Origin of the sequence: Paenibacillus kobensis NBRC 15729, assembly GCF_004000825.1 — a bacterium.
Classification (GTDB): domain Bacteria; phylum Bacillota; class Bacilli; order Paenibacillales; family Paenibacillaceae; genus Paenibacillus_T; species Paenibacillus_T kobensis.
On record NZ_BILZ01000008.1, the window covers coordinates 66,644 to 92,803 of the forward strand.

Annotated in this window: 32 protein-coding genes; all 32 read right to left on the bottom strand. The window is 52.8% G+C overall.

All coding sequences use genetic code 11. The features are described 5' to 3' along the window. Positions 1–102: 102 nt before the first annotated feature. The gene (gene aroH / locus PKO01S_RS07715) at positions 103–471 is read right to left on the bottom strand and encodes a chorismate mutase (protein ID WP_127530747.1); all 369 of its coding nucleotides are present in this window, start codon (positions 469–471) and stop codon (positions 103–105) included. After that, complete coding sequence (gene aroB, locus PKO01S_RS07720; protein ID WP_127530748.1) at positions 468–1,571, bottom strand: 3-dehydroquinate synthase; 1,104 nt, start codon at positions 1,569–1,571, stop codon at positions 468–470. Before aroB ends, aroH begins: the two co-directional genes overlap by 4 nt. Before the next feature lie 2 nt (positions 1,572–1,573). Continuing rightward, a complete protein-coding gene (aroC, locus tag PKO01S_RS07725) occupies positions 1,574–2,743 on the bottom strand; it encodes a chorismate synthase (RefSeq protein WP_127530749.1) in 1,170 nt (389 codons plus the stop codon). 236 nt (positions 2,744–2,979) lie between these two features. Beyond that, positions 2,980–3,147, bottom strand: coding sequence for a hypothetical protein (locus PKO01S_RS28720; protein ID WP_164779526.1), 168 nt, complete (start codon positions 3,145–3,147; stop codon positions 2,980–2,982). A gap of 84 nt (positions 3,148–3,231) precedes the next feature. Further along, positions 3,232–4,029 (bottom strand): CheR family methyltransferase, encoded by a 798-nt coding sequence (locus PKO01S_RS07730; RefSeq protein ID WP_127530750.1) that lies wholly within the window; start codon positions 4,027–4,029, stop codon positions 3,232–3,234. Positions 4,030–4,075: 46 nt separating this feature from the next. Beyond that, positions 4,076–4,519, bottom strand: a complete 444-nt coding sequence (gene ndk, locus PKO01S_RS07735; RefSeq protein ID WP_127530751.1) for a nucleoside-diphosphate kinase — start codon at positions 4,517–4,519, stop codon at positions 4,076–4,078. Positions 4,520–4,555: 36 nt separating this feature from the next. Beyond that, a complete protein-coding gene (locus PKO01S_RS07740) occupies positions 4,556–5,530 on the bottom strand; it encodes a polyprenyl synthetase family protein (RefSeq protein ID WP_127530752.1) in 975 nt (324 codons plus the stop codon). A gap of 59 nt (positions 5,531–5,589) precedes the next feature. Next, entirely contained in the window at positions 5,590–6,426 is an 837-nt protein-coding gene (locus PKO01S_RS07745; protein ID WP_127530753.1) for a menaquinone biosynthesis protein, read from the bottom strand. Continuing rightward, positions 6,416–7,060: a UbiX family flavin prenyltransferase gene (locus tag PKO01S_RS07750; RefSeq protein ID WP_127530754.1), complete on the bottom strand. Its 645-nt coding sequence runs from the start codon at positions 7,058–7,060 to the stop codon at positions 6,416–6,418. The genes PKO01S_RS07745 and PKO01S_RS07750 overlap by 11 nt, the downstream gene beginning before the upstream one ends. Beyond that, positions 7,054–7,929, bottom strand: coding sequence for a UbiA-like polyprenyltransferase (locus tag PKO01S_RS07755; protein WP_127530755.1), 876 nt, complete (start codon positions 7,927–7,929; stop codon positions 7,054–7,056). Before PKO01S_RS07755 ends, PKO01S_RS07750 begins: the two co-directional genes overlap by 7 nt. Further along, a complete protein-coding gene (locus PKO01S_RS07760) occupies positions 7,926–8,648 on the bottom strand; it encodes a demethylmenaquinone methyltransferase (protein WP_407669635.1) in 723 nt (240 codons plus the stop codon). The genes PKO01S_RS07755 and PKO01S_RS07760 overlap by 4 nt, the downstream gene beginning before the upstream one ends. Before the next feature lie 5 nt (positions 8,649–8,653). After that, the gene (locus PKO01S_RS07765; RefSeq protein WP_127530757.1) at positions 8,654–9,529 is read right to left on the bottom strand and encodes a heptaprenyl diphosphate synthase component 1; all 876 of its coding nucleotides are present in this window, start codon (positions 9,527–9,529) and stop codon (positions 8,654–8,656) included. Between the two features lie 127 nt (positions 9,530–9,656). Next, positions 9,657–10,298, bottom strand: a complete 642-nt coding sequence (locus tag PKO01S_RS07770; protein WP_127530758.1) for a hypothetical protein — start codon at positions 10,296–10,298, stop codon at positions 9,657–9,659. 151 nt (positions 10,299–10,449) lie between these two features. Beyond that, on the bottom strand, positions 10,450–10,665 hold the full coding sequence (mtrB, locus tag PKO01S_RS07775; RefSeq protein ID WP_407669638.1) for a trp RNA-binding attenuation protein MtrB: 216 nt from the start codon (positions 10,663–10,665) through the stop codon (positions 10,450–10,452). Between the two features lie 162 nt (positions 10,666–10,827). Continuing rightward, the gene (locus PKO01S_RS07780; RefSeq protein ID WP_127530760.1) at positions 10,828–11,103 is read right to left on the bottom strand and encodes an HU family DNA-binding protein; all 276 of its coding nucleotides are present in this window, start codon (positions 11,101–11,103) and stop codon (positions 10,828–10,830) included. Between the two features lie 159 nt (positions 11,104–11,262). Then, the gene (locus PKO01S_RS07785; RefSeq protein ID WP_127530761.1) at positions 11,263–12,246 is read right to left on the bottom strand and encodes an ABC transporter permease; all 984 of its coding nucleotides are present in this window, start codon (positions 12,244–12,246) and stop codon (positions 11,263–11,265) included. Beyond that, complete coding sequence (locus PKO01S_RS07790; protein ID WP_127530762.1) at positions 12,246–13,751, bottom strand: sugar ABC transporter ATP-binding protein; 1,506 nt, start codon at positions 13,749–13,751, stop codon at positions 12,246–12,248. Before PKO01S_RS07790 ends, PKO01S_RS07785 begins: the two co-directional genes overlap by 1 nt. 73 nt (positions 13,752–13,824) lie before the next feature. Beyond that, positions 13,825–14,937, bottom strand: coding sequence for a sugar ABC transporter substrate-binding protein (locus tag PKO01S_RS07795; protein ID WP_127530763.1), 1,113 nt, complete (start codon positions 14,935–14,937; stop codon positions 13,825–13,827). A gap of 227 nt (positions 14,938–15,164) precedes the next feature. Further along, entirely contained in the window at positions 15,165–16,643 is a 1,479-nt protein-coding gene (gene spoIVA, locus PKO01S_RS07800; protein ID WP_127530764.1) for a stage IV sporulation protein A, read from the bottom strand. Positions 16,644–16,917: 274 nt separating this feature from the next. After that, on the bottom strand, positions 16,918–17,679 hold the full coding sequence (locus PKO01S_RS07805) for a hypothetical protein (protein WP_127530765.1): 762 nt from the start codon (positions 17,677–17,679) through the stop codon (positions 16,918–16,920). Between the two features lie 19 nt (positions 17,680–17,698). Then, on the bottom strand, positions 17,699–18,064 hold the full coding sequence (locus tag PKO01S_RS07810) for a 2Fe-2S iron-sulfur cluster-binding protein (RefSeq protein ID WP_127530766.1): 366 nt from the start codon (positions 18,062–18,064) through the stop codon (positions 17,699–17,701). A 29-nt stretch (positions 18,065–18,093) separates the two neighbouring features. Further along, on the bottom strand, positions 18,094–18,390 hold the full coding sequence (locus tag PKO01S_RS07815) for a 2Fe-2S iron-sulfur cluster-binding protein (RefSeq protein ID WP_127530767.1): 297 nt from the start codon (positions 18,388–18,390) through the stop codon (positions 18,094–18,096). A 48-nt stretch (positions 18,391–18,438) separates the two neighbouring features. Then, the gene (locus PKO01S_RS07820; protein ID WP_127530768.1) at positions 18,439–18,621 is read right to left on the bottom strand and encodes a DUF2768 family protein; all 183 of its coding nucleotides are present in this window, start codon (positions 18,619–18,621) and stop codon (positions 18,439–18,441) included. A 228-nt stretch (positions 18,622–18,849) separates the two neighbouring features. Then, positions 18,850–19,131 carry a stage VI sporulation protein F gene (locus tag PKO01S_RS07825; RefSeq protein WP_127530769.1) on the bottom strand — a complete coding sequence of 94 codons (282 nt, stop codon included), beginning with the start codon at positions 19,129–19,131 and terminating at the stop codon, positions 18,850–18,852. Positions 19,132–19,216: 85 nt separating this feature from the next. After that, positions 19,217–20,275, bottom strand: a complete 1,059-nt coding sequence (locus PKO01S_RS07830; protein ID WP_127530770.1) for an NAD(P)H-dependent glycerol-3-phosphate dehydrogenase — start codon at positions 20,273–20,275, stop codon at positions 19,217–19,219. A 9-nt stretch (positions 20,276–20,284) separates the two neighbouring features. Beyond that, entirely contained in the window at positions 20,285–20,887 is a 603-nt protein-coding gene (gene plsY / locus PKO01S_RS07835) for a glycerol-3-phosphate 1-O-acyltransferase PlsY (RefSeq protein ID WP_127530771.1), read from the bottom strand. Between the two features lie 69 nt (positions 20,888–20,956). Next, positions 20,957–22,279, bottom strand: a complete 1,323-nt coding sequence (gene der, locus PKO01S_RS07840; RefSeq protein ID WP_127530772.1) for a ribosome biogenesis GTPase Der — start codon at positions 22,277–22,279, stop codon at positions 20,957–20,959. 77 nt (positions 22,280–22,356) lie between these two features. Then, positions 22,357–22,545 carry a capping complex subunit for YIEGIA gene (locus PKO01S_RS07845; protein WP_127530773.1) on the bottom strand — a complete coding sequence of 63 codons (189 nt, stop codon included), beginning with the start codon at positions 22,543–22,545 and terminating at the stop codon, positions 22,357–22,359. Then, positions 22,546–23,442, bottom strand: a complete 897-nt coding sequence (locus PKO01S_RS07850; protein WP_127530829.1) for a YIEGIA family protein — start codon at positions 23,440–23,442, stop codon at positions 22,546–22,548. It abuts the gene before it with no gap. Between the two features lie 26 nt (positions 23,443–23,468). Further along, positions 23,469–24,128: a hypothetical protein gene (locus PKO01S_RS07855; protein ID WP_127530774.1), complete on the bottom strand. Its 660-nt coding sequence runs from the start codon at positions 24,126–24,128 to the stop codon at positions 23,469–23,471. Positions 24,129–24,286: 158 nt separating this feature from the next. Continuing rightward, positions 24,287–25,501: a 30S ribosomal protein S1 gene (gene rpsA / locus PKO01S_RS07860; RefSeq protein WP_127530775.1), complete on the bottom strand. Its 1,215-nt coding sequence runs from the start codon at positions 25,499–25,501 to the stop codon at positions 24,287–24,289. An 87-nt stretch (positions 25,502–25,588) separates the two neighbouring features. After that, on the bottom strand, positions 25,589–26,158 hold the full coding sequence (locus PKO01S_RS07865; RefSeq protein ID WP_127530776.1) for a lysophospholipid acyltransferase family protein: 570 nt from the start codon (positions 26,156–26,158) through the stop codon (positions 25,589–25,591). Positions 26,159–26,160: the final 2 nt, after the last annotated feature.

The following is a 26,160-nucleotide window of genomic DNA, read 5'->3' on the forward strand; positions in this document are numbered from 1 at the left end:
TGCTTACGGTATGTCTAGCTACTTGCCTCGTCTATACTGCTCTCTCATTCACTTAACTTGGTATAACTATACACCCTTGATATCTGTACGTCAATGACCGAATTAGGCTTTCGTCAAATCTGGACGCAGCGCCTGTGCACCGCGCAAATAGACGTGGTTAATCTCGGCTTGCGTCTTCGGCGTATTCACATGCAGCATGAACCGGATGCAGCGTTCCAGACTGCCTTTCACCGGCACTTCAAGCGCACACATGAGCGGGACAAGCTCCCAGCCTGTCATAACACGAATGGCTTTGGCCGGAAACGCCGCATCCAGGTCGCCGGTTACGGTTATCATCACGCTGCAAATATCGTCAGGAACGATAGCATTTTCGGTTACGATCGCGTTCAACAGCTCGACCGTTGCATCCAAAATCTGCTTCTCGTCATTCTGCTCCACCGTTATGGCGCCGCGAACTCCGCGTACACTCATTGCCAGTCAGCCTCCCGTTTCAATTGTTCTACCGTCTCGCGCACAAGCGACACCGGCACGTCGGAACGAACTTCCACGCGGCCGATCTCCGTCGGAACGACATAGACGATGCTGCCTTCCGTAAACTTCTTATCATGCATCATGGCGTTCATGATCGCATCCACATCCATATGCTCTGGCAATCTCACCGGCAGACCGGATTTGCCAAGCACACGCCGTGTCGTCTCGTATACGCTAACAGGTGCGCCAAGCTTGACACCTACGAGCGCAGAACCGATCATACCGATCGAGATCGCTTCACCGTGAGTCAGTTCGCCGTAGCCGGCAACCGCCTCAAGCGCATGCCCGATCGTATGGCCGAGATTAAGAATTGCACGAAGTCCGTTCTCAGTCTCATCCTCGGATACGACCGCCGCTTTGACGCCGCAGCCTTTGTGAAGCGCGTAGCCTAGCGCATCGGAATCGAGCGCAAGCAATTTATCCATGTTCGCATCGCACCAATCGACGAACGATTCATCCCAGATCAGCCCATGCTTGATTACTTCCGCAAGACCGCATTGGACTTGGCGAAGCGGCAGAGATTGCAGCGTCAGCAGATCGTACAGAACGAATGCCGGCTGATGGAATGCGCCGATAATGTTCTTCGCGAGCGGATGATTGACTGCAACTTTGCCGCCAACACTGCTGTCGTGCGCCAGAATCGTCGTCGGAATCTGCACGAACCGGACACCGCGCATATAAGCAGCCGCTACATAACCAGCCAGATCGCCGACAACGCCGCCGCCGAGAGCGACGACCGTCGACTTGCGGTCCAGTCCGCCTTCGAGCGCCTTGGTAATGAGATTCTCGAACACCGTGAGCGACTTGGAGCTCTCGCCTGCCGGCACGACTGCGCTGGTGACACGGTAACCGGCAGCTGTCAGCACGCCTTCAAGCGCTTCCAAGTAGAGCGGTCCGATATGCTCGTCGGTCACGATCATGAGCGGAGATTTCTTGCTAATCCCATGTTTATCGAAATAAGAAGCGGCCTCCTGCAGGAGGCCCTCCCCTATATAAATCGGATACGACCGTTCGCCAAGCTCAACCGTGAGCTCTCTCATGCTTAGTACCCGCCGATCTGCTCGAGGTAGGATTCGTAATTGCGGCGTACTTCTTCCATCGAATCGCCGCCGAACTTCTCCAGGAACGCCTTCGCTACTTCCCAAGCAACGACGTGTTCCATGACAACGCTCGCAGCAGGAACCGCACATGCATCGGAACGTTCGACTTGAGCCGTGAACGGCTCCTTCGTGTCGATGTCCACGCTTTGCAGCGGCTTGTAGAGCGTCGGAATCGGCTTCATAACACCGCGTACGACGATTTGCTCGCCGTTCGTCATACCGCCCTCGAAGCCGCCGAGACGGTTCGTTCTGCGGTGATAGCCGCGCTCCTCGTTGTACAAAATTTCATCATGCACTTGCGAACCGCGGATCGTGCCCGCTTCAAAGCCAATACCGATTTCGACACCTTTGAACGCGTTAATCGACATTACCGCTTGTGCAATGCGTCCGTCCAGCTTGCGGTCGTATTGGACATGGCTTCCGAGACCAACCGGCGCGCCTTCGATAATGCACTCGACAATACCTCCGATCGAGTCGCCTTCCGCTTTGATCTGGTCGATATAAGCGGTCATCTTCTCTTCCGTTTCCTTATCGACGACGCGTACGGAAGATTCTTCCGTCAGTCGAATCAACTCGTCTACCGGCAAGTTGTTCTTAGGCGCTTCAATCTCGCCGATCCGGATGACTTGTCCGGCAACCTTAATGCCGAATGCTGCAAGCAACTGACGCGCTACAGCGCCGACGGCTACGCGGGCAGCCGTCTCGCGTGCGCTCGAGCGCTCGAGAACATTGCGGAGGTCTTTCAAGTTGTATTTCAAGCCGCCGTTCAGGTCGGCGTGACCCGGACGCGGACGGTGAACGCGGCGTTTCTCTTCGTCACTGCCTTCGATCGGCTCGATATTCATGACTTTCGTCCAATGCTTCCAGTCATTATTCTCTACAATAAGCGCTACCGGCGCTCCGGTCGTACGGCCGTGTCTTACTCCGCCGACAATGTTCGCCGTATCTTTCTCGATTTGCATCCGGCGTCCGCGGCCATGGCCTTTCTGACGGCGAAGCAATTGGAAGTTCAATTCTTCGAAATTAAGTTGAAGATTGCTTGGCAATCCTTCGATAATGGCGGTCAACTGAGGACCATGCGTCTCTCCTGCGGTCAAATAACGTAAACTCAAGCTAAAAACGCTCCCTTCACCGGCTGAATAGAGCCCGGCTATGTATATACCCGAAACATCTTTGCTCATTATAGTACAGCACCGTCGGTTTGACAAGAAACGTCAGATGCCGCACCACGCGGTTTCTTCACCGTCTGCATACGGCTTCCGCCTATATAAGCATCATCTTTCAGTTGAGTTGTACCTAACATAAAAAGCCGGCTGCCAATCGGCAGCCAGCTGCTTTGCATCTCGCCTTATCGGCGTTGTGTTGCTTTCTCCGTCCGGGCAGGCATTGCCCCGTGTGCCGGATTGCTGTCTGCGATCGTCCGCAGCTGCTCGCTGTGAATGCCCAATATTTGCGCGCATTCTTGAAGCGTTAGCCAGCCTCGCCGGTACGCGGCGATCGCTTTTCGCTTGTCCATCTTGTCCCTCCATGGCGTCGATTCCATTACCATAGTATTGCAACAAGCAGACAGGGCCATACGCGCCAGAGGAGCAGAGATCAATTAACCAATAGGGGATAATGACGTTTTCTTCCGGTAGAAGAACGTTTCAGCTGTCTCCAGCTCATACTGCTGCGGTGAAAATATTTGCTCCGTACTGCCGACGAACAGAATACCGCCCGGTTTAAGAGAATCAGCGAACCGCTGGTACAGTCCGTGCTTCGCTTCTTCGGTGAAGTAAATCATCACGTTGCGGCAAATAATCAAATCATATGGCCCTCCGAACGGATCATAGAGAAGATTATGCTGCTTGAACCGAATCGACCGTTTGATGCGTTCGTCGACGGCATAGACGTCTCCGTCTACCGTGAAATAATTTTTCAAATATTCTTTCGGCACATCCCGTACAGAACGGTCTTGATACAAACCGCTTTGCGCCTTAGAGAGCACATTATGGTCCAAATCGGTTGCCGTAATGGTGGAACGTCCGAGCACGCCCATCCGATCCAATATCATAGCAGTCGTATAGGGCTCGTCTCCCGTCGAGCAGGCAGCGCTCCAGATCGAAATCCGGCCGCCGCCCTCAAGCATTTCAGGCAAAAAGCGTTTCTCCAGCATCTCCCAACGGTTAGGATTGCGCCAGAACTCGGAAACATTTATCGTCATGCGGTCCAAGAATTCGTCCATCAGCGCCGGAGTACGCGTGAGCGCATCCATATAGTCGGCAAAGCTGTTGTAGCCATGCTTCTGACGCAAAGTCGTCAGCCGCCGCTTCATCTGAGTTTCTTTGTATTGCGCAAGATCGATCGACGTTCTTTTTTTAATCTGCTCGATAAACTTTTCGTAATCTGCATCTACCACGCGCCTGGTGCCCTCCCGTCATGACAACCCTATGAATTCAACCGAATTAAATCCACTTCTGAATCGTGTGCTCGTAATCGATCAATTGATCCGGCTCGAAGAACAGGCCGATCTCGCGCTCTGCGCTTTCGGACGAATCGGAACCATGAATCAAATTAAACCGCGTATGTACGGCGAAATCCGACCGGATCGTGCCCGGCAGCGCTTCTGCCGCATCTGTCTTGCCGATGAGCGCCCTCGTAAGCGCAACTACATTATCGCCTTGCCATACCATCGCGAATACCGGACCGGATGTCGTAAATTCGATAAGCGGATCATAATAATACTGGCCTTTATGCTGAACATAATGGCGTTCCGCTAACTCTGGGGTAATCCGCATGAGCTTGCTCGCTACAAGCTGCAAACCTTTGCGCTCGAAGCGGCCAACGATTTCACCGATTAATCCGCGCTGTACACCATCCGGCTTGATCATCAGAAATGTTCTCTCCACCCTGCTCTACCCCTTTCGCAGCATTGCTGCAAAGAATTAGTAACTGCGCTTATTCACGAATAGCGCAATATCCTTCAAGCTCTTTTTCGCCGAAATATCCGGAAGTCCTTCTAATGCGGCGAGTGCTTTCTGAATATATCGGTTGGCAAGTGCTTCCGCTTGCTTGATTCCGCGGCTTCCGCGAATTAACCGCAGCGCTTCCGACGTATCGCCTTCGCCGTTCGTCCGGTGGATCATCTCGATCTCGCGCAGCAACGGGCCGCGAAGATGCGGTTCCTGCAGCGCCAGCAGAACAGGCAGCGTAATATTGCCTTGACGGATATCGGAACCCGGCGGCTTGCCGATTTGCTTCTCCGTTCCGCACAGGTCAAGCAAGTCGTCCCGGATTTGGAACGTCATGCCCACGTTATAGCCGAACCGATAGAGCGCAGCCGCATATTCTTCGCTCGCCTTCGCCGCGAGCGCACCCAACTGGCAGCTAATCGCGATTAAAAGCGCCGTCTTGCGGCGAATACGGAGCAAGTAGTTGCGTACCGTCTGGCCCGTGTTGAAGAAGTCGCGAATCTGCTCCATTTCGCCCAGGCACATTTCTACCATCGCTTTGGACAAAATTTGATGAATGCGAGGATTGCTTAATCGCGTAGCCACCGTCAACGCTTTGCCATGGATATAATCGCCCGTATACATCGCGATTCGGTTGTCCCATTTCGCTTTGACGGTCAGCTGTCCGCGCCTTGTCTTGGCATCATCGATAACGTCATCGTGTACGAGCGATGCCATATGAATAAGCTCCAGCGGCACTGCGACCGCCTTCAATTCGTCGAGGCTGTAGCTGCCGAATTTGCCGGACAGCAGCGTAAAGACCGGGCGAATCCGCTTGCCCCCGGCTTTGAGCAGATGGACGGATGTCTCGGTCATGAGCGCATGGTCCGATGTAACGGCGCGTTCCAGCTCCGCTTCGATTTCGTTCAAATCGTGCTTCATTTTGGCATATAGATCCAATAATTTCATCGGTTATTCACCCCAAGGCTTTTGCCCATGCAAAAACCGGCATCATAAACATAACGTTTCTATTCGAAGAACGCGAGTTCGGGTTCATGCTCGAGCAGCCCAAGCTGATAGGCGTAATGGAAATAGAGCCGTAGCCCTTGCTGCCGGCGTTCGCCGAAATCGTACTGCAATGTGTGAAAATATTGCCGCCAATACGCCGGCGTACCGCCAAGCGTCTGGCAAGCATGCTCAATAAGCGGCTCTAATTCACCAAGACTCTTGCTCTTGCTGTCTGCCATCGACTGAAGAACGGCCGCAATCGCTTCATGGTGAAGCACGGCTGCTTCCTTCCGGACGGCAACGACCGCATAGGTCATACCAAAGCCGGTGAACCGGTGCCACATCTCGCCCAGATCGATGACCTGAAGTCCGGTATCCCGCCATGATGCTTGAATGGCCGTGTCACCAATTAATAAAGCAGCGTCCGATTGCTCCAGCATCGTATCGAGATCCGGCTCCATCGTCACGTAGGAAGGATTCCCTTCCAGATAGACAGACATAAGCACCTTAAGCAAATTGACAGATGTTGCAGATGTATTCGTCAAAGCAATAACGCCGTTGCGTACTTGCTCCAGCGGCTTCTTCAGAAACAATAAGATCGAGTGAACCGTTCCCTCCGTACTTACCGACAGATCGGGAAGCAGCAAATATTGTTCGGAATGCCGCGCGTATGCAAACGAAGAAACGGCTGACATAGCAAGCTCGCCGTTCAATAACGCCCGATTCAGCTCGGCAGGCTTGCGTGATACGATCTCCACGCCGTATGGCGACAACGTTTCTTGATCCGCGTAGTGGAACAATGGCCATGCGTTCGCATAGTCAATGCGTCCGACGGCAATTGTCTTGTTAGTCGGCATACGACTCACCTCCCCATCTCTTGAATAGGCTGTGGTCCAATGGCATGATGTCGAGTACTTTGCCAACCAAGAAATCGACAAGATCGTCGATCGTCTGCGGTCCATAATAAAAAGCCGGCATAGCCGGTACAAGCTTGACGCCTAGTCTAGCCAGGGCGAGCATATTTTCCAGATGGATAGCATGCAGCGGCGTCTCCCGAGGAACGATGATCAGCTTGCGTCCTTCCTTCAGCATTACATCGGCTGCCCTCGTCATTAGATCGTCCGAAATGCCATGCGCCAACGAAGCCAGCGTTCCCATCGAGCAAGGCATAATAATCATGCCTTCGACCCGGAAAGATCCGCTGGCAATAGATGCGCCGATATCGGCATTCGGATGATAGGTGAGGCAGGCCCCATTGGGGGCAGAGCCGAAGCGCTCTTCGATAGCAGCTTGACGACGGGTCGTTTCCCAACCCATCTCTTCCTTCAGCACCCGCCAGCCTGCATCCGTTACGACGACATGCACATCGATGCCTGCTTCGAGCAGAACCTCAATAAGGCGTATGCCATAACGGGACCCGCTCGCGCCGGTTATGCCGACGACCCAACGGGGCCGCCGAGCAACCGCGGTGCCCTGCACATCCGCTACCATTGGTGAAGCACCAATACGTCGACGAGCGTAAATACGAACAAGACGACGCTAAGCGTTCCATTCATCGGGAAGAAGGCGAACAGAACACGGCTAAGATCGTTCGGACGAACGAGCCAATGCTGATAGAATAATATCACAATCGCGATTATCGTTCCGGCCAAGTAAGCCCAGCTCAAATCAGTCATCGCAAACAACAGAATGAAGCCGACCGCCGTCAAGGCATGGAATCCGCGCGCGATCCATAGAGCGCCGTTAAGGCCGAATCGTGCCGGGATGGAATGGACTTTGTTGCCTCGGTCGAATTCGAAATCCTGTGTCGCATATACCGTATCAAAGCCGGCCAGCCACAAGGCAACGGTACTGTACAGCACCCAAGCAGCAGGATCGAAATGTCCCGTTACCGCTACCCACGCGCCAAGAGGCGACAGACCAATTGTCAGGCCGAGAACAACGTGGCACAACCAGGTAAAACGTTTCGTATAAGAGTAAATAACGAGCATAAATACCGCGATCGGCATCAGCTTCACGCAAAGGGAATTCAATTGCGTTGATGCGTAAATCAACAGAGCGAACGAGACTGCAATAAACAGTACAACCTCGCCGACCTTAAGCAAACCTGCAGGAATCGCCCGTTTCTCCGTTCTTGGATTCAAGGCGTCGATCGAACGGTCGATCAGACGGTTCAGACCCATTGCTGCGCTGCGCGCGCCGACCATCGCCAGAACGATCCAGCCGATCTGCGCCCAAGTCGGCAGTTCGCCGTTCTCGACGATACCACCTAGGATCGCTCCCATGAAAGCGAATGGTAGTGCAAATATCGTATGTTCAAACTTGATCATTTCTAAAAAAATGCGAACTTTGCGTATCATTTCTCCGATTGCCCCTTTGTGCCGATGTGCAGAGCAGCGACGCCGCCCGCAAAGGGGATTGCCTGCACGTTCTGCAAGCCGATATCTCTGTACATCTGTGCGAGTTGTTCTCGTCCCGGGAACGCTTTGAGCGACTCCGGAAGCCATTTGTACTGCTCATAGCTCTTCGCCGCGATCCGCCCCACTAACGGAAGCAGACGCTCGAAGTAAAAGTAAAAGACCGCTTTGAAAGGCTGCCATGTAGGCTTGGACATCTCTAGACATACAACTTGTCCGCCCGGCTTCACGACGCGCTGCATCTCTTGCAAAACTCGCGTATAGTCGGGTACGTTGCGCAAGCCGAACCCAATCGTCGCATAATCGAACGAGTTATCGGGGAACGGAAGGCTCATTGCATTTCCTTGCACAAGCTCGACTTGCCGGTCCAGCGCTTCCTTCATCACTTTCTCTTTGCCGACCGCAAGCATATTGGGACTAAAATCAAGCCCGACGACGCGGCCGCTGCCGCTTGCTCTGGCGATTGCAATCGTCCAGTCGCAAGTGCCGCAGCATAAGTCGATAGCCGTATCGCCCGGCTGTACATTCATTTTCTTCATCGTTGTCCTGCGCCATGACTTGTGGCGTCCAAAGCTGATGACCGTATTCATCATGTCATAGACAGGAGCGATTTTCTGGAATACGGAATGAACCTTCGTTTCCTTTGATTGGATGTTATTCACTTCTGTCACCTCATCTCGCTATGCAGTGCCGGTTCGGACATGGCGTGCTCAAACGCAGCAGCAATGCCGTTCAATTCATCAACCCGCTTCGTGCCTTCAACCCGCTTGATCGACGCCGTCAATTGACTGGCTTGCCGCTCCAGCATGTCCTTGAGCTGCTGATGAACATTGTATTTCTCCAAAATAGAAGCAGCAGATGGACTGCTGCCGTTAACGCCGTCCTGCCCGTCGAGCAGCCGGCGATCCTCTTCTGTTCCTGTCTGGCCAATATGCCAGTAAGCCCAACTGCCGTGAACCGCTTCGGATCTGACGCAGCGTTTCCATTCCTCAATAAGGGTCTCGCACCGCGTTACACCGGTAAGCAGCTCCCCCCACAACCGGGAGGTCGATTCATCCAAATACGAGGCGAACCCGCGAAACAGTTCTGCTTTGATGGAGGCGCGGTACTCGATATATTCGTCCGCATTCAACCGCTTTTCAAGCATCCGGCTGTATAAATCCATCTTCATCCGGTTAACTTCACATACCGCTTCACTGAGCTGCCGAATCATATCGATCTCGCCGGCCTGAGACAGCAAGTGGTAAAACCGGCTGCTGAAATAGTCCCCGCCTAGCACATTCAACTGTCTCGACCGCATATGGCGTTCGGATGGCGGGCTTGCATCGGTATCGATCTGATCATGCGTATCGAGTCCGATTTGAATAAGCGCAACAACCGATGCATATAAATCGCGAATCGGTTCCGGCCTGCCGCTGCCGTCCAAGCAAGCGGTAAGCAAGCGAATCCGCAGTTCGGGAAACGCAGGCAGTCCGGTATGCTGCTGAATCATGTCATGCTCGGTGTATTTGCTTATCAAAAGTGCAATTCGGTCATGTATCATCTGGAAAGCCTCCGAACAGGCAGCAATGCTTGCTGTCCAATTATCTAAACTATTATAGCACAATCGGCCGTGATCGCCTACGCGTGTGCTTGTTGTTCACGATATTGCTACAGGAGGCCTTCGTATCCTATTCCTGCGTTAATCCGGATACATCGGATGAAGACAGGCGCTGGCTGTCGATGAATGCTGCGTTCCGTTTCGACTCCCATAATGGCGTGAACGACAGCCGAAGCCGTTGACGCCATAAAGGGTCCGTATCGGCATTCTCGATCCCGCTCCAGGCCGATTCGCCGGAGGTGATCCACTGATCCGACCTTCGGACATCCGCTGCCAGCAGCAGACGGAACGAAGGCTGGCCGTCCGTATTCGCGAACAGTCCGGATGCCGAGCCGGCATCCGGCGATTCGCCGATTCGGATGAGCACGCGGTCGACATTGTCAATCCGTATGAAACTCATCCTCCATACTTGCTCGGCATCGCGCAAGAAGGATTGGACCGTTTCACTGTCAAGACTCCGTGAAGACGGAATGACCATATCGAGCGACAAGGTCGGCGCCCGCCAATCGACCCGTAACAGCTTCGTCTCGAGCGGAAGCCCGACCAGCCAGTCGACCAGGTTCGTATTATTGAGCCGCTTGGATTGATCCGGCATCTCACCGGATACATGGCGCATAACCGGTTCCGCGTCGCGCGGATGTATGATTAAGAGGATGACCGTCAGCACAGCCGTTACGACGGAAGCGGTCAGAAACGATCGTCTATATGGCATACTGCCACCCGCTTTCTTAGGTCCGGGAACAGCCCGGCTGCAGATTGCTTGTTCGTCTTCCTCTTATTGTACGATGCAATGCCGGATGTCATTCCATTGCGCAAGGCAACAAAAAAAAGCAGGCTGGGCCTGCTGTAATCGGCTGCAAATGTTATGTATCCGTTTCGATCGTCCCGTACTTCGTCAAGACCGTCGCTTTGCCTCGAATTTTGATTGCTGATGTATGATCGCTAAATTGAGCGATGAACACTTCGCCGCGGTCGAGCTTCTCCGTATGATGAAATTTCGTATCCGTACCTCTCGTTAGACCAATGACGACGACGCCTTGTTCCTTCGCTTTCACCACGATGTATTCGCCTTGATTCATTTCCACGCCGGAAGCCTCCCTTCTTCGTCCTCTATAATAACGTGCATAGACTCTATCAGAACTTGACATAAGCTGTCAAGAGGACAGCCTGCGGACATATTCGTATAATGAGAAACGTCCGGACAGTCAACCGTCCGGACGTTCGCGGCATAAATGCCGATATTAATTGGAGCAGAGCTCTTTAAGCGACTTGCCTGGTTTAAAGGCAGGCATTTTGCTTGCCGGGATATCGATCTCGTCGCCCGTTTGCGGGTTGCGTCCTTTACGTGCTTGACGCTCGCGTACTTCGAAGTTTCCGAAGCCGACCAACTGGACTTTGTCGCCCGATTGAAGCGCATCGGAGATCGCGTCGAAAACGGCGTCAACCGCTTTGGTCGCATCTTTCTTCGACAGATCCGTCAACTCGGCTACTTTAGCAATCAATTCCGTTTTGTTCATAGGTTTCACCTCCCCTAATGACAGCGTGAGACGGTTCATTATCTTCTGTTTTGCCGATTGTTTCAAAAATATACCTGCAAGCGAACAAACTTATAGTAATACAGCCGTTTCCTAATTACAAGTAGGCGGAGCATTTTCAGAAGTTTGCATGAAACCGCGCTACGCCTTGCGTCTCGCCAAGTGAATGAACGTAACTGCAAGCGCCAGAACCAGTACGCCACCTTTAATAATATCATTCGTATAGTATGGAACGTGCATCATCGTCATGCCGTTGAGCAAGACGCCGATGAGAACGGAGCCGAAAAAAGTCCCGATGACGTTCGGACGTCCTGCTCCGAGCACCGAATAGCCGACGAATACAGCCGCTACCGCTTCCATGAGCATCGGCGCGCCCGCGTCGATCTGGCCGGTACCCGTCCGCGCCGCGAACAGAATGCCGCCGATCGCAGCGAATATGCCCGAAATAACATAGGCTGCCGTCCGAATACGTTTCACTCGCACGCCGGATAACCGCGCTGCCTCTTCGTTGCCGCCGGTCATCTGCATTTGACGGCCGTAGCGCGTGTATTTGAAGAACAGATGGACGAGAACGACTGCGATAACCATCAGGATGACCGGAATCGGAATGCCCAGCCATTTGCCTTGTCCGATCTGCAGGAATGAGTCTGTGAACACGCCTGGAGCAGTCGATCCGTCGCTCATTTGCATATTGTCATAGATCGAGTAGCCTTTCGTATACGTCCGTTGAACGCCCGAGATAATGTACATGACGGCCAGGGTCGCTAATAGGTCGGGAATACGGACCTTGACGATCAGGAATGCGTTCAGTAAGCCGATGAGCGCGCCGATCAGCAGCGGAACGGTAAGAACGACGACGAGCGGCATTTCGTACCAGACCATGATGGTGGCAACACCGACCGTCGTTAGCGATACCGTCGAACCGACTGACAGATCGAATCCGTCGACCGTCAGCGAGAATGTGACGCCAATTGCAATGAACGTCACGATCGAGATGGAACGTAGAATATCACTGATGTTGTTGTAAGTAAAGAAATGTTCATCCCACAAGGAGAAAAAGATGATTACGAACCCGATCACAAGCAATGCGCCGTATTTGAAAATAAAGTTCATCGTACGTTCCATTACGCTCTCTCTCCTCTTCCGCCGCTAGCATGCAGCAGCAGCTCCTCTTGCGTAGCTTCGCCCCGGTCGAACGACTTCACGATCTGTCCGTCGCACATGACCAGAATACGGTCTGCAATGCCTATCGCTTCGCTGAATTCACAGGTTAGATAGACGACCGCTTTGCCGCTTTTGGCAAGTTCTCCGATAATCCGGAAAATGTCGCTCTTTGCACCGATGTCGACACCTTTGGTCGGTTCATCGAACAAATACACGTCCGCATTCGTCGGCAGCCACTTGCCGATCGATACTTTCTGCTGATTGCCTCCGCTCAGATGCGCCGTTCGTTCGTGCCGCGAAGACGTCTTCACGCCTAGTCTTGCAATTAAAGCGTCAGACGTATCCGCTTCCCGAGTTCCGGATATAAAACCTAGCTTCGAAATCGACTTCAAGAATGGCAAACTAAGATTGCGCATGACGGTTTCGCCTACTAGAATGCCTTGCTTGCGCCGCTCTTCCGGTACGAGTACTAATCCAGCATTGATTGCCGCAGCAGGATCGCCCTGCGAAACCTTCTTGCCGTTCACGCTAACCGTTCCGCCGCTTCTGTTGTCTGCACCAAACAACGCGCGAGACAGCTCTGTCTTGCCGGCTCCTACCAGACCTACAACAGCGACAATCTCGCCGCTTCTCGCATCCATGCTAACGTCACGAACGTGACGGCCTTGATTAACCCTATCAACATGCAGCACCACTTTGCCGATCTGCGCTTCTTCCTTCGGAAATTCCTCCACGAACGCCCGTCCTAACATCGATGCGACCACTTCATCAGCCGACGTACCGGCTGCGGCAGATGTCATCACCTTCTCGCCGTCCCGCATTACCGTGATTCGGTCGCTAATCCGGAACACTTCAGGCAGCCGGTGAGAGATGAACACCATTCCGATCCCGTCGCGCTTCAATTGGTCGATGACCCGAAAGAGACGCTCTGCTTCCTCTAGACTAAGCGGTGCAGTCGGCTCATCGAGCACGACGAATTTGGCATTCTCCGCGAGCAGCCGTGCGATGACGACAAGCTGCTTCTCGGCGAGCGACAGCAGACTCGCCTGCTTGCGTACCGGTATATCCGCCTTCAGCCGCCCAAGTATCGATGCGGCTTCCTCTTCGATTTGACCCCACCGTACCCAGGGCGAACCGCTGGATGAAGCGATTCGGTCCAGCATTATGTTCTCGGCGACGGTCATTTGCGGCACGATGACCGTGTCGACTTCTTGATAGACACAGTGAATACCATGTGCCTTAGCGTCGGACGGCGTCCGAATGGCTGCGGGCTTGCCGTCGATTGCGATAGTGCCGCCGTCGCTGCTGTAAGCGCCGGACAATATTTTGATCAGCGTGCTTTTGCCCGCTCCGTTCGCGCCGAGAAGCGCATGAACCTCTCCCCCGCGAATGTCGAAATCGACGCTTTTCAGTGCGGGAACACCTGAAAACGACTTGACGATTCCGTTCATCGTAAGCTGCCTCATGCTCTCACCTTCCTGCAATAGTCCAATTGCGGCAAAAACCGGCCGCTAACGTAAGCGGCCGGCTTGCACGATATTATTGCGCTTGCTCAAGCTCTTTCATCCAATCGGCATTACCTTGCGTGCGGCCGCTCCAGCCTTGCACATATTCGCCGAGCTGCGTCGTATTGACCGCTTCCTTCGGAAGATCGTCGCGTTTCACGACAACGGCGTCGAGCACAACGGAGTCGTCCGTGTTGTCGCCATGGAGCTTCTGGTACAGATAGCGCACTTGCACGCGGCCAATATCTTTTGGATCAACGGCAGCGGATGCAACCCATGGTCCGTTCGGATCTTGAATCATTTGCAAGTCCTCGTCGCTCATGTCGATGCCGTATACTTTAATTTCATTGCGGCCGGCTTGTTGAATCGCACGCGTTGCGCCTTTAGCGAATTCGTCCCACGCTGCCCATACCGCCGAAATATCGCCTTTGTTCGGATACTGCTTCAGAATCGCTTCCATTTGAGATTGAGCATCGAGCGCCGGGTTGCCGGCATTGCCGAATGCTGCGATTTCCTTGATGTCCGGGTTGCTGTCCAGGAACGCTTTGTATGCGACTTGGCGGCGTTCCATCGGTGCGAATCCGGCTACCCAGATTTTAACGATATTGCCTTTGCCGCCTGCATCCTGCTTCAACAGTTCAAGCGTCTTCGATGCCATCGCTTGGTCATCTTGAGACAGTACCGTTACGCCTGGCACCTTCAGATCGGAATCGAACGCGACAACAGGGATCTTTTGCTCTACAGCGCGGTTAACGCCTTGCTTCAGAGCGCCTGCTTGTCCATGGTCAAGCAGAATGCCGTCGAACCCTTGATTGATTGCTGCATCAAGATTCGCGGACATTTTCGCCAAATCGTTATCCGAGGCGAACACTTGCACCTTGCCGCCGAACTTCTCGACTTGCTCTTTGACGCCCTCTATGTATTGCGCCGAGAACGTTCCCGTGTTGAACTGCATGACAAGGGCAATTTTTTTGCCTTTGAGCGAAGCAGCGTCCGTATTGCCTGCAGCCTGCTCCGTCGTTTGTCCCTGCTCTTGGCTAGCGCCTTCGTCCTTGCCCGTTTCTTTGCCGCTGTTGCCGCAAGCTGCCGTAATAAGCAGAATGACCGCAATGAGTGCAAAGAAAGCGGATTTGCCGAATTTGTTCATATTGCTCGTCCCCTTCGTTGCTGATTTATGGATTATATTAAATCAATTATCCTAGTATGTCAATCGGAATTAATTGATATAATGTCATGTTGTGTCGAATGGGATCGAATTTTGTCCAGACAATGAACGATTATAGGCCCGTTCTAAAGCTTTGACAACCTTTTTACGCAAAAAACCGCCTCCGAGGCCGGCCGGCAGCCTGCGGAGACGGAATCTATTGGAACACCTTACAATATGATGGCGATTAAGCCGCCCGAGCCTTCGTTAATGATACGCCCAAGCGTTTCTTGCAATTTGTAGCGCGCATTGTCCGGCATCATTGCAATTTTACCTTGGATGCCTTCGCGCACAATCGAGTGCAGCGATCTTCCAAAAATGTCGGACTCCCAGATTTTGATCGGATCGTTCTCGAAATCTTGCATCAAATACCGGACAAGCTCCTCGCTCTGCTTCTCGGTACCGATTATCGGTGCGAATTCCGATTCCACGTCAACGCGGATCATATGGATCGAAGGAGCCGTCGCCTTCAGTCTGACACCGAAGCGAGAACCTTGACGGATGAGCTCCGGCTCATCGAGCGCCATCTCGGCAAGAGACGGTGCGGCGATGCCGTAGCCGGTCGTTTTGACCATCTCGAGCGCTTCTGCGAACCGGTCGTATTCCCTCTTCGCATGCGAGAACTCCTGCATGAGCTGAAGCAGATGATCTTTGCCGCGAATTTCGACACCTACGACTTCCATTAAGATTTGATCATACAATTCATCCGGCGCGTACAAATCGATCTCTGCGACGCCCTGCCCCATATTCATGCCGCTAAGGCCGGCTCTCGCGATAAAATCGTAATCCATGAATTGGGCAACGACACGGTCAACATCGCGCAATCTGCGGATATCTTTCACCGTATCGCGAACCGAATTCTCGTAATTGGCGCGCAGCCAATGATTATCGTTCAGCACCATGACCCAGCTCGGCAGATTGACGTTCACTTCGTGTACCGGGAACTCGTAGAGCACCTCGCGGAGTACCGATACGACTTCGTCTTCGCCCATCGAAGCCGCGCTTAATGCCATGACCGGAATATCATATTTCGCTTGAAGCTCGTTTCGCAGCTGCTGCGTTTCATCGCTGCGCGGACGAGTGGAGTTAATGACGAGCACGAATGGCTTGCCGACTTCCTTCAACTCGTTGACGACACGCTCCTCGGCTTCGATATACGAGTTGCGCGGAATTTCGGCGATGCTGCCATCCGTCGTCACGACGACTCCGAGCGTCGAATGTTCTTGAATGACTTTGCGCGTTCCAATCTCCGCCGCTTCTTGGAATGGAATCGGCTCTTCGAACCAAGGCGTCGTAATCATACGCGGACCGTTCTCGTCCTCGTAGCCCTTAGCTCCTTGAACGGCATAGCCTACGCAATCGACCAGACGAACGTTCACCTCAAGTCCTTCCGCCACTCTCAGCTTCACAGCCTGATTCGGGACGAATTTTGGTTCCGTCGTCATAATCGTCTTGCCAGCCGCGCTCTGCGGCAGTTCATCGATGGCCCGGACACGGTCGGCATCATTCGTAATATTGGGAAGCACGACCGTCTCCATGAACCGCTTAATAAAAGTCGATTTGCCGGTGCGGACAGCGCCGACGACACCGAGGTAGATATCTCCGCCTGTTCGCTCGGCAATGTCTTTAAAAATGTCCACTTTTTCCACTCAATATCCCTCCCAATTGATATTCCGGTACGCCGCCATCTCCACCGGACAAGAGGGGCAGGCTAGCGACTCTACTCGTACAACGTTTTGGACTAGTAACATCATATTGCGAGACAAGGACAAATATGCACATTGCTTGCGAACATTTCTCCTGTCTACTTCGCGCCCGGCCTTCCAAGAATGAGTTATATGCCCCGGTGAACCAAAAAAGAACTTTGCCCGTCACGGCACATATGCACCGATAAAGGCAAAGTTCTTAACGATCTCTGTTTGTTCAGTTTTCCGGCTGCGCTTGCGGCTCGTTGTTCACATAGCGGTATAACGGTGATTTGACCGGCACCAAATCCGATGATTGCGCCAGAAGCTCACGCAGATCGTCTTCAGCCTTCGGCTCCTTACCGCTCTTCTGCACCGCCTGCATCATATCTACGGCATAATCGAGGTACACACGGCCCTTCTCATCGATCATCGGAGAGACGGTTCTGCCCGAATAGACCGACAGAATCTCCGGCTCTTTCATCCCGAGACGGTCGAAATCGATGCGATAGAAGCCCGGATATACCGGTTCCCCGTTAAGCGAGATCATTTTGGCATCACCATTATAGTATTTATCAACTTCGCGCTGGATGTCGCTTACCTGCTGGAATACCGCAATGTCCATCAGCTTGACTTGACGGGTCGTCTCCTCATTGATGATGAGATAATAATAGTGTCCGCCGCCTTCAAACGCATACGATGGCGGATCCGATATGTAATTGTGTCCCTTCAGCTTTGCAAAGTCGATCCGGTACTTCTCATATTTCGGCGTATCCGCTTTCGGAGTAACGATCGGCAGCATGCCGGTGTCTGTGAAATATTGATTGACGACCGTCTGCATATTAAGTACCGCATCCTTGGCCGGCATTTGATTCTGAACGAGCCGGTCCTTCGGATATAAGCAGCCGGACAATGCAGCCATTAGAACGAGCAGCGTCAGAACAAACGCGCTTCTGCGGATAACCGACCCGCTCGCCCGCCATATCTTCGATTGTTGCATTCGACTTACAACTCCCTTTCTACCATAACGAATCTTCTTCCTCGCGCTGTCTCTCCAGCTGCTTGCGGATGGCGGCGTGCAGCGGATCTTCCGGCACTTCAATCGAAGCGTCTCCCGTTACCTTCGCTTGGCATGCAAGCCTGTAGCCCTCTTCATGCATGCCGCCCAGCTTGTAACGCTCGTTGTCGGCGACAGCAGACAGTCCCGCCTGACGGCCGCTCGCATCACGCACCTTGCACATTAGACAGGCCGCTTTGCCTCCGCATCGCGTCGCGATCGACAGTCCGGCCCGCCGGGAAGCGTCGAGCACCGACGTCCCTGGTCTTACCTTCGCTTGTTTGCCGCTCGGCAAGAACGTCACCTCGTAGCTGCCGCTGCCGTTCATCGCAAGCTCCCGCCTCTCTTTAGCCTCGCTTAAAAATACGGCTTATTCACCGCAACAATGCGGCCTTCCGTCGATCGAATGACAGCCTGACAGCCGAGACGGTAGCCTTCATCGAATTCCTCGGGCTCCAAGCGGTCCCATTCTTCGTCCGTAATCTCACTTAGCAAATCGCCGCCTTCGACGATTTGGCATCTGCACCGAGCGCACGTTCCGCGCGAGCACGAGAACTGCCAGTCTACATCAGCCTTCAATGCCATATCGAGCAACGAATGCCCGGCAACAGGTTCAATCTCCGCCGACTTCGTTCTGCCTTTCAACTCAAGCATTTGCTGTCGTCCCTCCCGTTCTATGCTGTTCTCACATGGGTTGAATGCTTATGTAAGTACGATAAACGCTCCCAGAATGAAGCCAACGAAAAGCATCACGAAAGCGACCAACGATATTACACCTTTCAACGCGCCTTTCGTCTTATATCTAGCGAATGTAATCATTACAGCTGATAATGCCATTAAACCAAGTCCAATAAACGAAACCCACATCTTCATCATCGGATCCATGACTGTGCTCCCTCTCTCGCTACGTATCCCAGCCGGCAGCCCAATGGTTACTGCTGCGCCAGTTGTCGAATAATCTTGTCATCTATTATAGCAAATCGTAAACGATTGTCCTACCAGCGCAGGCTGTTCGTCAACAAGTCGACATAAAGAAACGGCGCTCTCGTCATACGGATGACGGCGCCGTTTCTCGTGAAGGTCATGAACAGACGAAATAGCGGCTGTCCGCCATCACTTTTTGATCATCATTTTCATGATCGATTCCATATTGTTCATGTTCATACCGCTCGCTTTGACTGCTTTCACGATATCGTTAATCGTCTTATCGGACACAGGTACCTTAGCCATAGCCGAAACTTGCTTAATCAATTTCGTCAGTTCCGCTTCACTCTGCATCGTCTCGTTCGTTACGCTGCTGGCTAGCTTCTTAACTTCGGTTTCCGAAATGTTTTTGCCCGTTTTCTTGTTGACGGCACTCAATACGTCTTTGGACAAATTCTTGTCTTTGCTCATCGATCCGCCGCCTCCTCTCTATGCGCAGCAACTCCGATTCCATTGATCGTGAAATCGTACGCTGCTAGCATCATATGAGGATGAATTAGCTTTGGTGTAGGCCCCAGTCCTGGGCGACTTGCTCACTCTCGTGCGTCCGTCCGCGTCCCATAAGACGCGAAACAGCCGTCGACGGGTCGCAGCCTTCGAACAATACCTGATACAGCTGATCTGCGATCGGCATTTCGACCTTGTATGCTTCCGACAACATGCGAGCCGCCTTCGTCGTCCGTACGCCTTCAACGACCATTCCCATCTGCGACAACACTTCATCCAGCGGGAGCCCTTGCGCCAGCTTATGTCCGGCACGCCAATTACGGCTGTGCGTGCTTGTACATGTGACGACGAGGTCGCCTACGCCTGCCAAACCGGCGAACGTGAGCGGATTGCCGCCCATCGCGGTGCCTAGCCGGCTGATCTCGGCGAGTCCGCGCGTCAGCAAAGCCGCTTTCGCATTGTCGCCGAAGCCTAGCCCGTCCGACATCCCGGCGCCTAGCGCAATAATATTTTTGACTGCCCCGCCGACCTCAACCCCGATCAGATCAGGATTCGTATAGACGCGGAAATACGAATTGATGAATGCATCCTGCGCCTGTTCTGCCTTCTGCTGATCGGAGGAAGCGACGACAACTGTCGTCGGCTGGCGCTTAGCCACTTCCTCGGCGTGGCTTGGGCCGGACAACACGACTAACGAATCTTCCGGTCTTCCGAGTTCCTCAGACAGTACCGTCGTCATTCGATTCAACGTATCGGCTTCAAAACCTTTGGTCGCGTGCACAATCAGTGCTTCCGGCAACAAGAATGGAGCTGCTTGACGCGCTACATCCCGCATAGCGGAGGAAGGCGCGGAGAACAGTACGAGTTCTGCACCGGACAGCGCTTCGCTCATCGAAGCCGTCGCATTGAGCGAATGCGGAAGCGTACAATTCGGCAAATATTTGCTGTTCATATGCGTCGAATTCATCTCTGCTGCTTGCGATTCACTGCGTGTCCACACGGATACGTCGAAGCCGTTATCGCACAGCACTGCGGCCAGCGCAGTTCCCCAACTGCCTGCGACAAGCACTGCCGCCTTGCGCTGACCGATTACGTTCTCATTCGTCATCTCTACAATCTATCCTCTCTTCGCGCCAATCTTGTTTTCTTTCCCCTGCATAAGCTTCACAAGATTGGAACGGTGCCGTACGAAAGCGAACACGCAAATTAATAGACTCGTCCATAGGAGCGGACCTGTACCGCTCATAATGGCAATGCCGCACGGCAGCATAGCTGCGAAAATAAGCGATCCGACCGAAACATAACGAGTTACCGCAATGACGATAATGGCGATAATTCCAGCGATAAGTGCAGGCACGAATGACAGCGTAGCCAGGACGCCGACCGTTGTCGCGATCCCTTTGCCGCCTTTGAAACGGAACCATACCGGCCAGTTATGGCCGGCAATCGCGGCAAGACCGCAGATGACAGGCGTCCAGTCTCCATGTCCGCCGCTTAGCAGATTGCCGATTAGCACGGCCGCTACCCCTTTGGCAATATCGAGTAAGAATACCGCGATTCCGGGACCCTTACCCAATACGCGAAGCGTGTTCGTAGCGCCGGCGTTGCCGCTGCCGTGCTGGCGGATATCAATGCCCTTAACCAGCCTTGCGATGACGATGCTGAATGAAACGGATCCTAACAAATAACTAATAATCACGGCGATGACTGCGTTTAACAAGCTCGTTCTCCCCTACTGCCTAGCCACTCGACTAGTCGATATTATACGTGAACCGGTTCTAGACAGACATTAGTCCGAATCGGATTTACGTCTCGTAAACAAGCGAACCGGCGTACCCTCGAAATTGAACGCAGCCCGGATTTTGTTCTCCAAGTAACGCTCATACGAGAAATGCATAATCTCGGGATCGTTAACGAATATAACGATCGTCGGCGGCTTCGTAGCCACTTGGGTAGCGTAGTTAATGCGCAGACGCTTGCCTTTGTCCGTAGGCGGCGGATTAATGGCCACCGCATCGGAAATAACATCGTTGAGCACATGCGTCTGGATGCGCAGCGAATGCTGCTCCGAGACATGATTGACAATTGGCAGAAGCTTATGCAGACGCGACTTCGTCTTCGCGGACAAGAATACGATCGGCGCGTAATGCATAAACAGGAAGTGGTCGCGAATATTCTGGGTGAACTCTTGCATCGTCTTCTCGTCTTTCTCGACGACATCCCACTTATTCACGACGAATACGCTCGCTTTCCCTGCTTCATGCGCGTATCCGGCGATATGCTTGTCTTGCTCGATAATCCCTTCCTCACCATTAATCAGGATGAGGACGACATCTGCGCGTTCAATCGCTTTCAACGAGCGCATAACACTGTATTTCTCCGTCGTCTCGTACACTTTGCCGCGTTTGCGCATACCTGCCGTATCGATCAATACGTATCGCTGGCCATCACGCTCGAACGGCGTATCGATCGCATCGCGCGTCGTACCCGCAACGTCACTGACGATAACGCGCTCTTCTCCGAGCAGCGCATTCACAAGCGATGACTTGCCTACATTCGGACGCCCGATCAAGGCAACACGAATCACGTCTTCGTCATATTCCTCATCCACTTGCTCCGGCAGCTTCTCTACAGCCGCATCGAGCAGATCGCCGATTCCGGTACCGTGCGAACCAGAGATCGCAACTGGCGTCCCGAAACCGAGACCATAAAATTCATAAATGTCATCCATCCGGTTAAAATTGTCCACTTTATTAACCGCCACAACGACAGGCTTGCGTGAACGAAACAGCATCTGTGCTACTTCGTCATCGGCATGAGTCATTCCGGTTTTTGCATCTACCATGAATATAATAACGTCGGCTTCTTCGACTGCAAGCTCCGCCTGCATCCGTACCGATTTCATGATTTCGTCTTCTCCGTCGATTTCGATACCGCCAGTATCGACGATGCTGAACGCTCTGCCATTCCATTCTCCGGTGCCATATATCCGGTCGCGGGTTACACCCGGCTTGTCTTCCACGATGGCCAGCCGGTCGCCGATGACGCGATTAAAGATGGTCGACTTCCCCACATTCGGCCGTCCAACTATAGCGATAACGGGTCTTGCCATAAGATTCCACTCCTTCGAAAATACTCACGATTACCACTATAACAAAAAACAAACGGCTTGGCTAACATTTCATGTTTTCATTGCGCACGATGGTCGACCAATATAAAGCTTCCGTTCTTCAAATCGTGTGCATTTGCATCCAATATTTTTTCCAGCAAGAAGGCGGTCTGCTGCATCGAGTCCATATCCTTCTCGATAAAAATCGGCGCCCCTCCCCCTGCTACTTGATCCGGCTTGATCGATACGACAGCTAAAATACGCGTCACTCAGCTGCCTCCTTCCTTATTGACGGACGCTTCCGTCGGCATTCGGACGGCCGATTCCAGAATCGGTACCCTTCTTGCCACTTCAGTCGCCTTCGCACCGTTCCGTTCCTGCGGCAGCAAGAATACAGCAAGCCTTCCGTCGCGTATATCGAGCTTCGCCATTGGAATGAGCGAAGGCTCGCCGCTGTCGCGGAATACGCCGAGTATCGTCGACAAATCATACAAAATCGCCTGCCGCTGGCCGAGATTCGACAAGGTCGCTTTGCCGTTCGGATTATAGGGCCGCAGAATGAGTCCGAGCCCTCTTTCAGCAATAATCTGCTGGTCATCCTGCAAACCAACATTCATGATATAAATATCGCCTACATACAGATCTGGACCTTCTACGCGTACCTGGGCCTCCTGAACATCCGCAATATGCGAAATTGATTTTCCTGATTTCAGAAATTGAACCACGCCTAGCAATACGAAACCAACTACAGCACCGGTCCAACAATTTACGGCGATGGCGAACAAACTCGTAAGCATCGACGTAAAGATGACCAAGTAATTCCGTCCTTCGAAAACCATTGCAATTCCTTCTATATATGTAGATCCGCGTGATACGAGCTCCATGCTGTCGATATTCGTCAGCGTGTCCCGCTCCATCTTTCGAACGTCTCGGAATTGCTGCGCAGCCAAGGTTAGAAACGTAATCGCCGTATAATCTTTCTTATAGAGAGACGGTATGGCAATGGCGCCCAATGCGGCAGCGATTATACCGAGCGAAATATGAATAATGCGCCCATGCGGATAAGTCGGGTATTGACGGTAATCAGTTCTAAGCATAAGCAATCTCGACATTAAACCGAAGAGGACGCCGACCGATACACCGATCAAATAACGGTGCTCCTTCATATATACGTCCAACCAATGAATCACGATTATACGCCACCTTCCTGCTCGCCTTCAGGCGGATAGAACCATTTTGACGCTGCGGACTTGATTACTCGAATGCAAAGCCCCATAAGCCTTGACGACAACAATGCGGCCATATAGCCGTCCCACCATGCAAGCGAACCGATTTCAACTGGACGCCATGCGACGGCTGGGGCGAACCAGCCCATTACTAGCGGCTGCAAGACGGATGCAATCGTTACGACCGCGAACAGCGACTGCGACTGAATCGGCGCACTTAATGCGGCTGCAGCACCAGTCAATATGGCGGCATCCAAAGAGGAATGACCGATTATGAGAACCGGATCATTCATATAGAGCAGACGAAGCCATCCCCCCATTAATGAGGAGAGCAGAGCAGCTACGATCATATAGAACCGCTGCAACGACCCTTTAGGCCGGTTGAATAACACTGCAGCAATTGCCCATACGGTCAACCAGCACGCACTCAAGCTGACCGTGCCGCCTGCCGGCGGCAGCCATTCCCGATGCAATGTAACATAGAAAGGCCACAGTAACACACAGCCAACGATCAGCAGCGTCATGCTGCTTGGTTTCACCTGGTCCGCAACTAGTTCTCTCCAGCCTGTCACGAGCAGGATGATAACAATCGTAATAAGCCATATCGCTACGAATCCAGCATTCATCTAGAAGCGTTCACCTCGCATGCCTGTATTATGCTCTGCTCTTGAACAGGGTAACCGCTTCAATTAAAGAGTTCTATAAATACAACAAGCCCGGAAGCAGCATGGGCTGCTTCCGGGCTTGTTAATGAAGATGCGATCCGGCTATTGCCGGACTACAATCATTTGAATTTGCTCAATTTGTCGCCGAAACGTTCACCGAGCGTGAAGCTCAAGCTTTGGTTGTTAGCGGCAATCGCTGCGCTGTGGTCTTCTTTCGGAGCACGCGCAGGACGGTCAGCACGCTCAGCGCGTGGAGCCGGCTCAGGAGCTTCTTCCGTTTCCTTGATGCTCAGGGAAACGCGTTTTTGTGCAGGGTTGAAGTCAAGAATTTTGGCTTTCACTTCTTGGCCTTCTTTCAGCACTTCATGCGGCGTTGCAACATGGCGGTGAGCGATCTGCGAAATGTGAACGAGACCTTCTACGCCTGGAGCGATTTCGATGAATGCGCCGAATTCAACGATACGGCGAACCGTACCTGTAACGATATCACCCGTGTTGAAGCTGTTTTGCGCCGATTCCCATGGGCCTGGCTGAGCAGCTTTCATGCTTAGGCTGATTTTGCCTGCAGCTGGATCAACCTTCAGCACTTTCACGCGTACCGATTGACCTTCTGATACTGCATCTTTAGGATGCGCAACGTGCTGCCACGAAATTTCGGATACGTGTACGAGTCCGTCGATTCCGCCGATATCAACGAATGCGCCGAATGGCGTCAGACGTTGAACCGTGCCTTCAAGCTCTTGGCCTGGCTCGAGCGATGCCATGATGCGTTGTTTGTTCGATTCGAACTCCGCCTCAAGCACTTCTTTCGCCGACAGAATCACTTTGTTGTTCTCACGGTCGATTTCTTTCACTTTCACGCGGATCGTGCGGCCTTTGTAGTCTTTGAAGTCTTCTACAAAATGGCGCTCAACCATCGATGCTGGAATGAAGCCGCGTACGCCTACGTCAGCGACGAGACCGCCCTTCACAACGTCAGCGATCGTAACTTCGAACGCTTCGCTAGCGTCGAATTTGCTTTGCAGGTCGTCCCAAGCCTTCTCGCCGTCGATTGCGCGCTTGGAAAGAACGAGCTTTTCTTTCTCGTCGTCGATGCTGACGACTTTCAGTTCAACTTCTTGGCCAAGCTGAACTGCCGTGGACGCGTTGTCGAGTTGTACAGACGACAGTTCGCGAAGCGGAATCACGCCGTCATATTTATATCCAAGGCTAACCGTAGCTTGGTTGTCTTCGATTTTGACAATCGTTCCTCTGACCGTGTCGCCTTTCTTCAAGGACACGAAATTGTCCATAGCCTCTTGGTTCGTTTCTTCGATCTTCGTTTCTTCTGACATCGAAAATTACCTCCTCAATTCATACCCCAACATTTATTTAAACCTGCCCGCCCCTGTTGAAACAGGTTCGTTACAGCGTTTAAAACTTTATTTGCGCAGCGCCCGGATATGACTCATAATCCGTTCGGTTACGCGGTCCAATGAATCGGACGACGGCTCTGCGATAATATCGGACAGATCAACCGGCGGTCCGTAGCGGACAATCGTTTTACGAAAAAGTTTATAATTCCCGTCGATATAAACCGGAATAATTGCTGCACCGCTGCGGAGCGCGATCATCGCCGCGCCTTTCTTCGCTGCTTCCCCGTTGCTCTTGCGCGTGCCTTCAGGGAAAATTCCCATCATGCCGCCTGCAGTCAACAGGTCGATCGAAGCACGAATCGCTTCTTTGCTGACGCCTCCGCGTTTGACCGGAAAAGCGCCAAGCGCCTTAATGAGGCGGCCGAACAAAGGAATATCGAACAATTCCTTCTTCGCCATGAACTGCACTTTACGGTCGAGCTTAATCCCGATCGTCGGCGGATCGAAGTTGCTCAGATGGTTCGAACATAGAATGACGGGTCCTGTATCCGGAACGTAGTGAATATTCTCGGCTTTCAACCGGAACAAGAGCCCATACAGAAGACGCAGCACGGCACGACTAAAGACATATATCATAG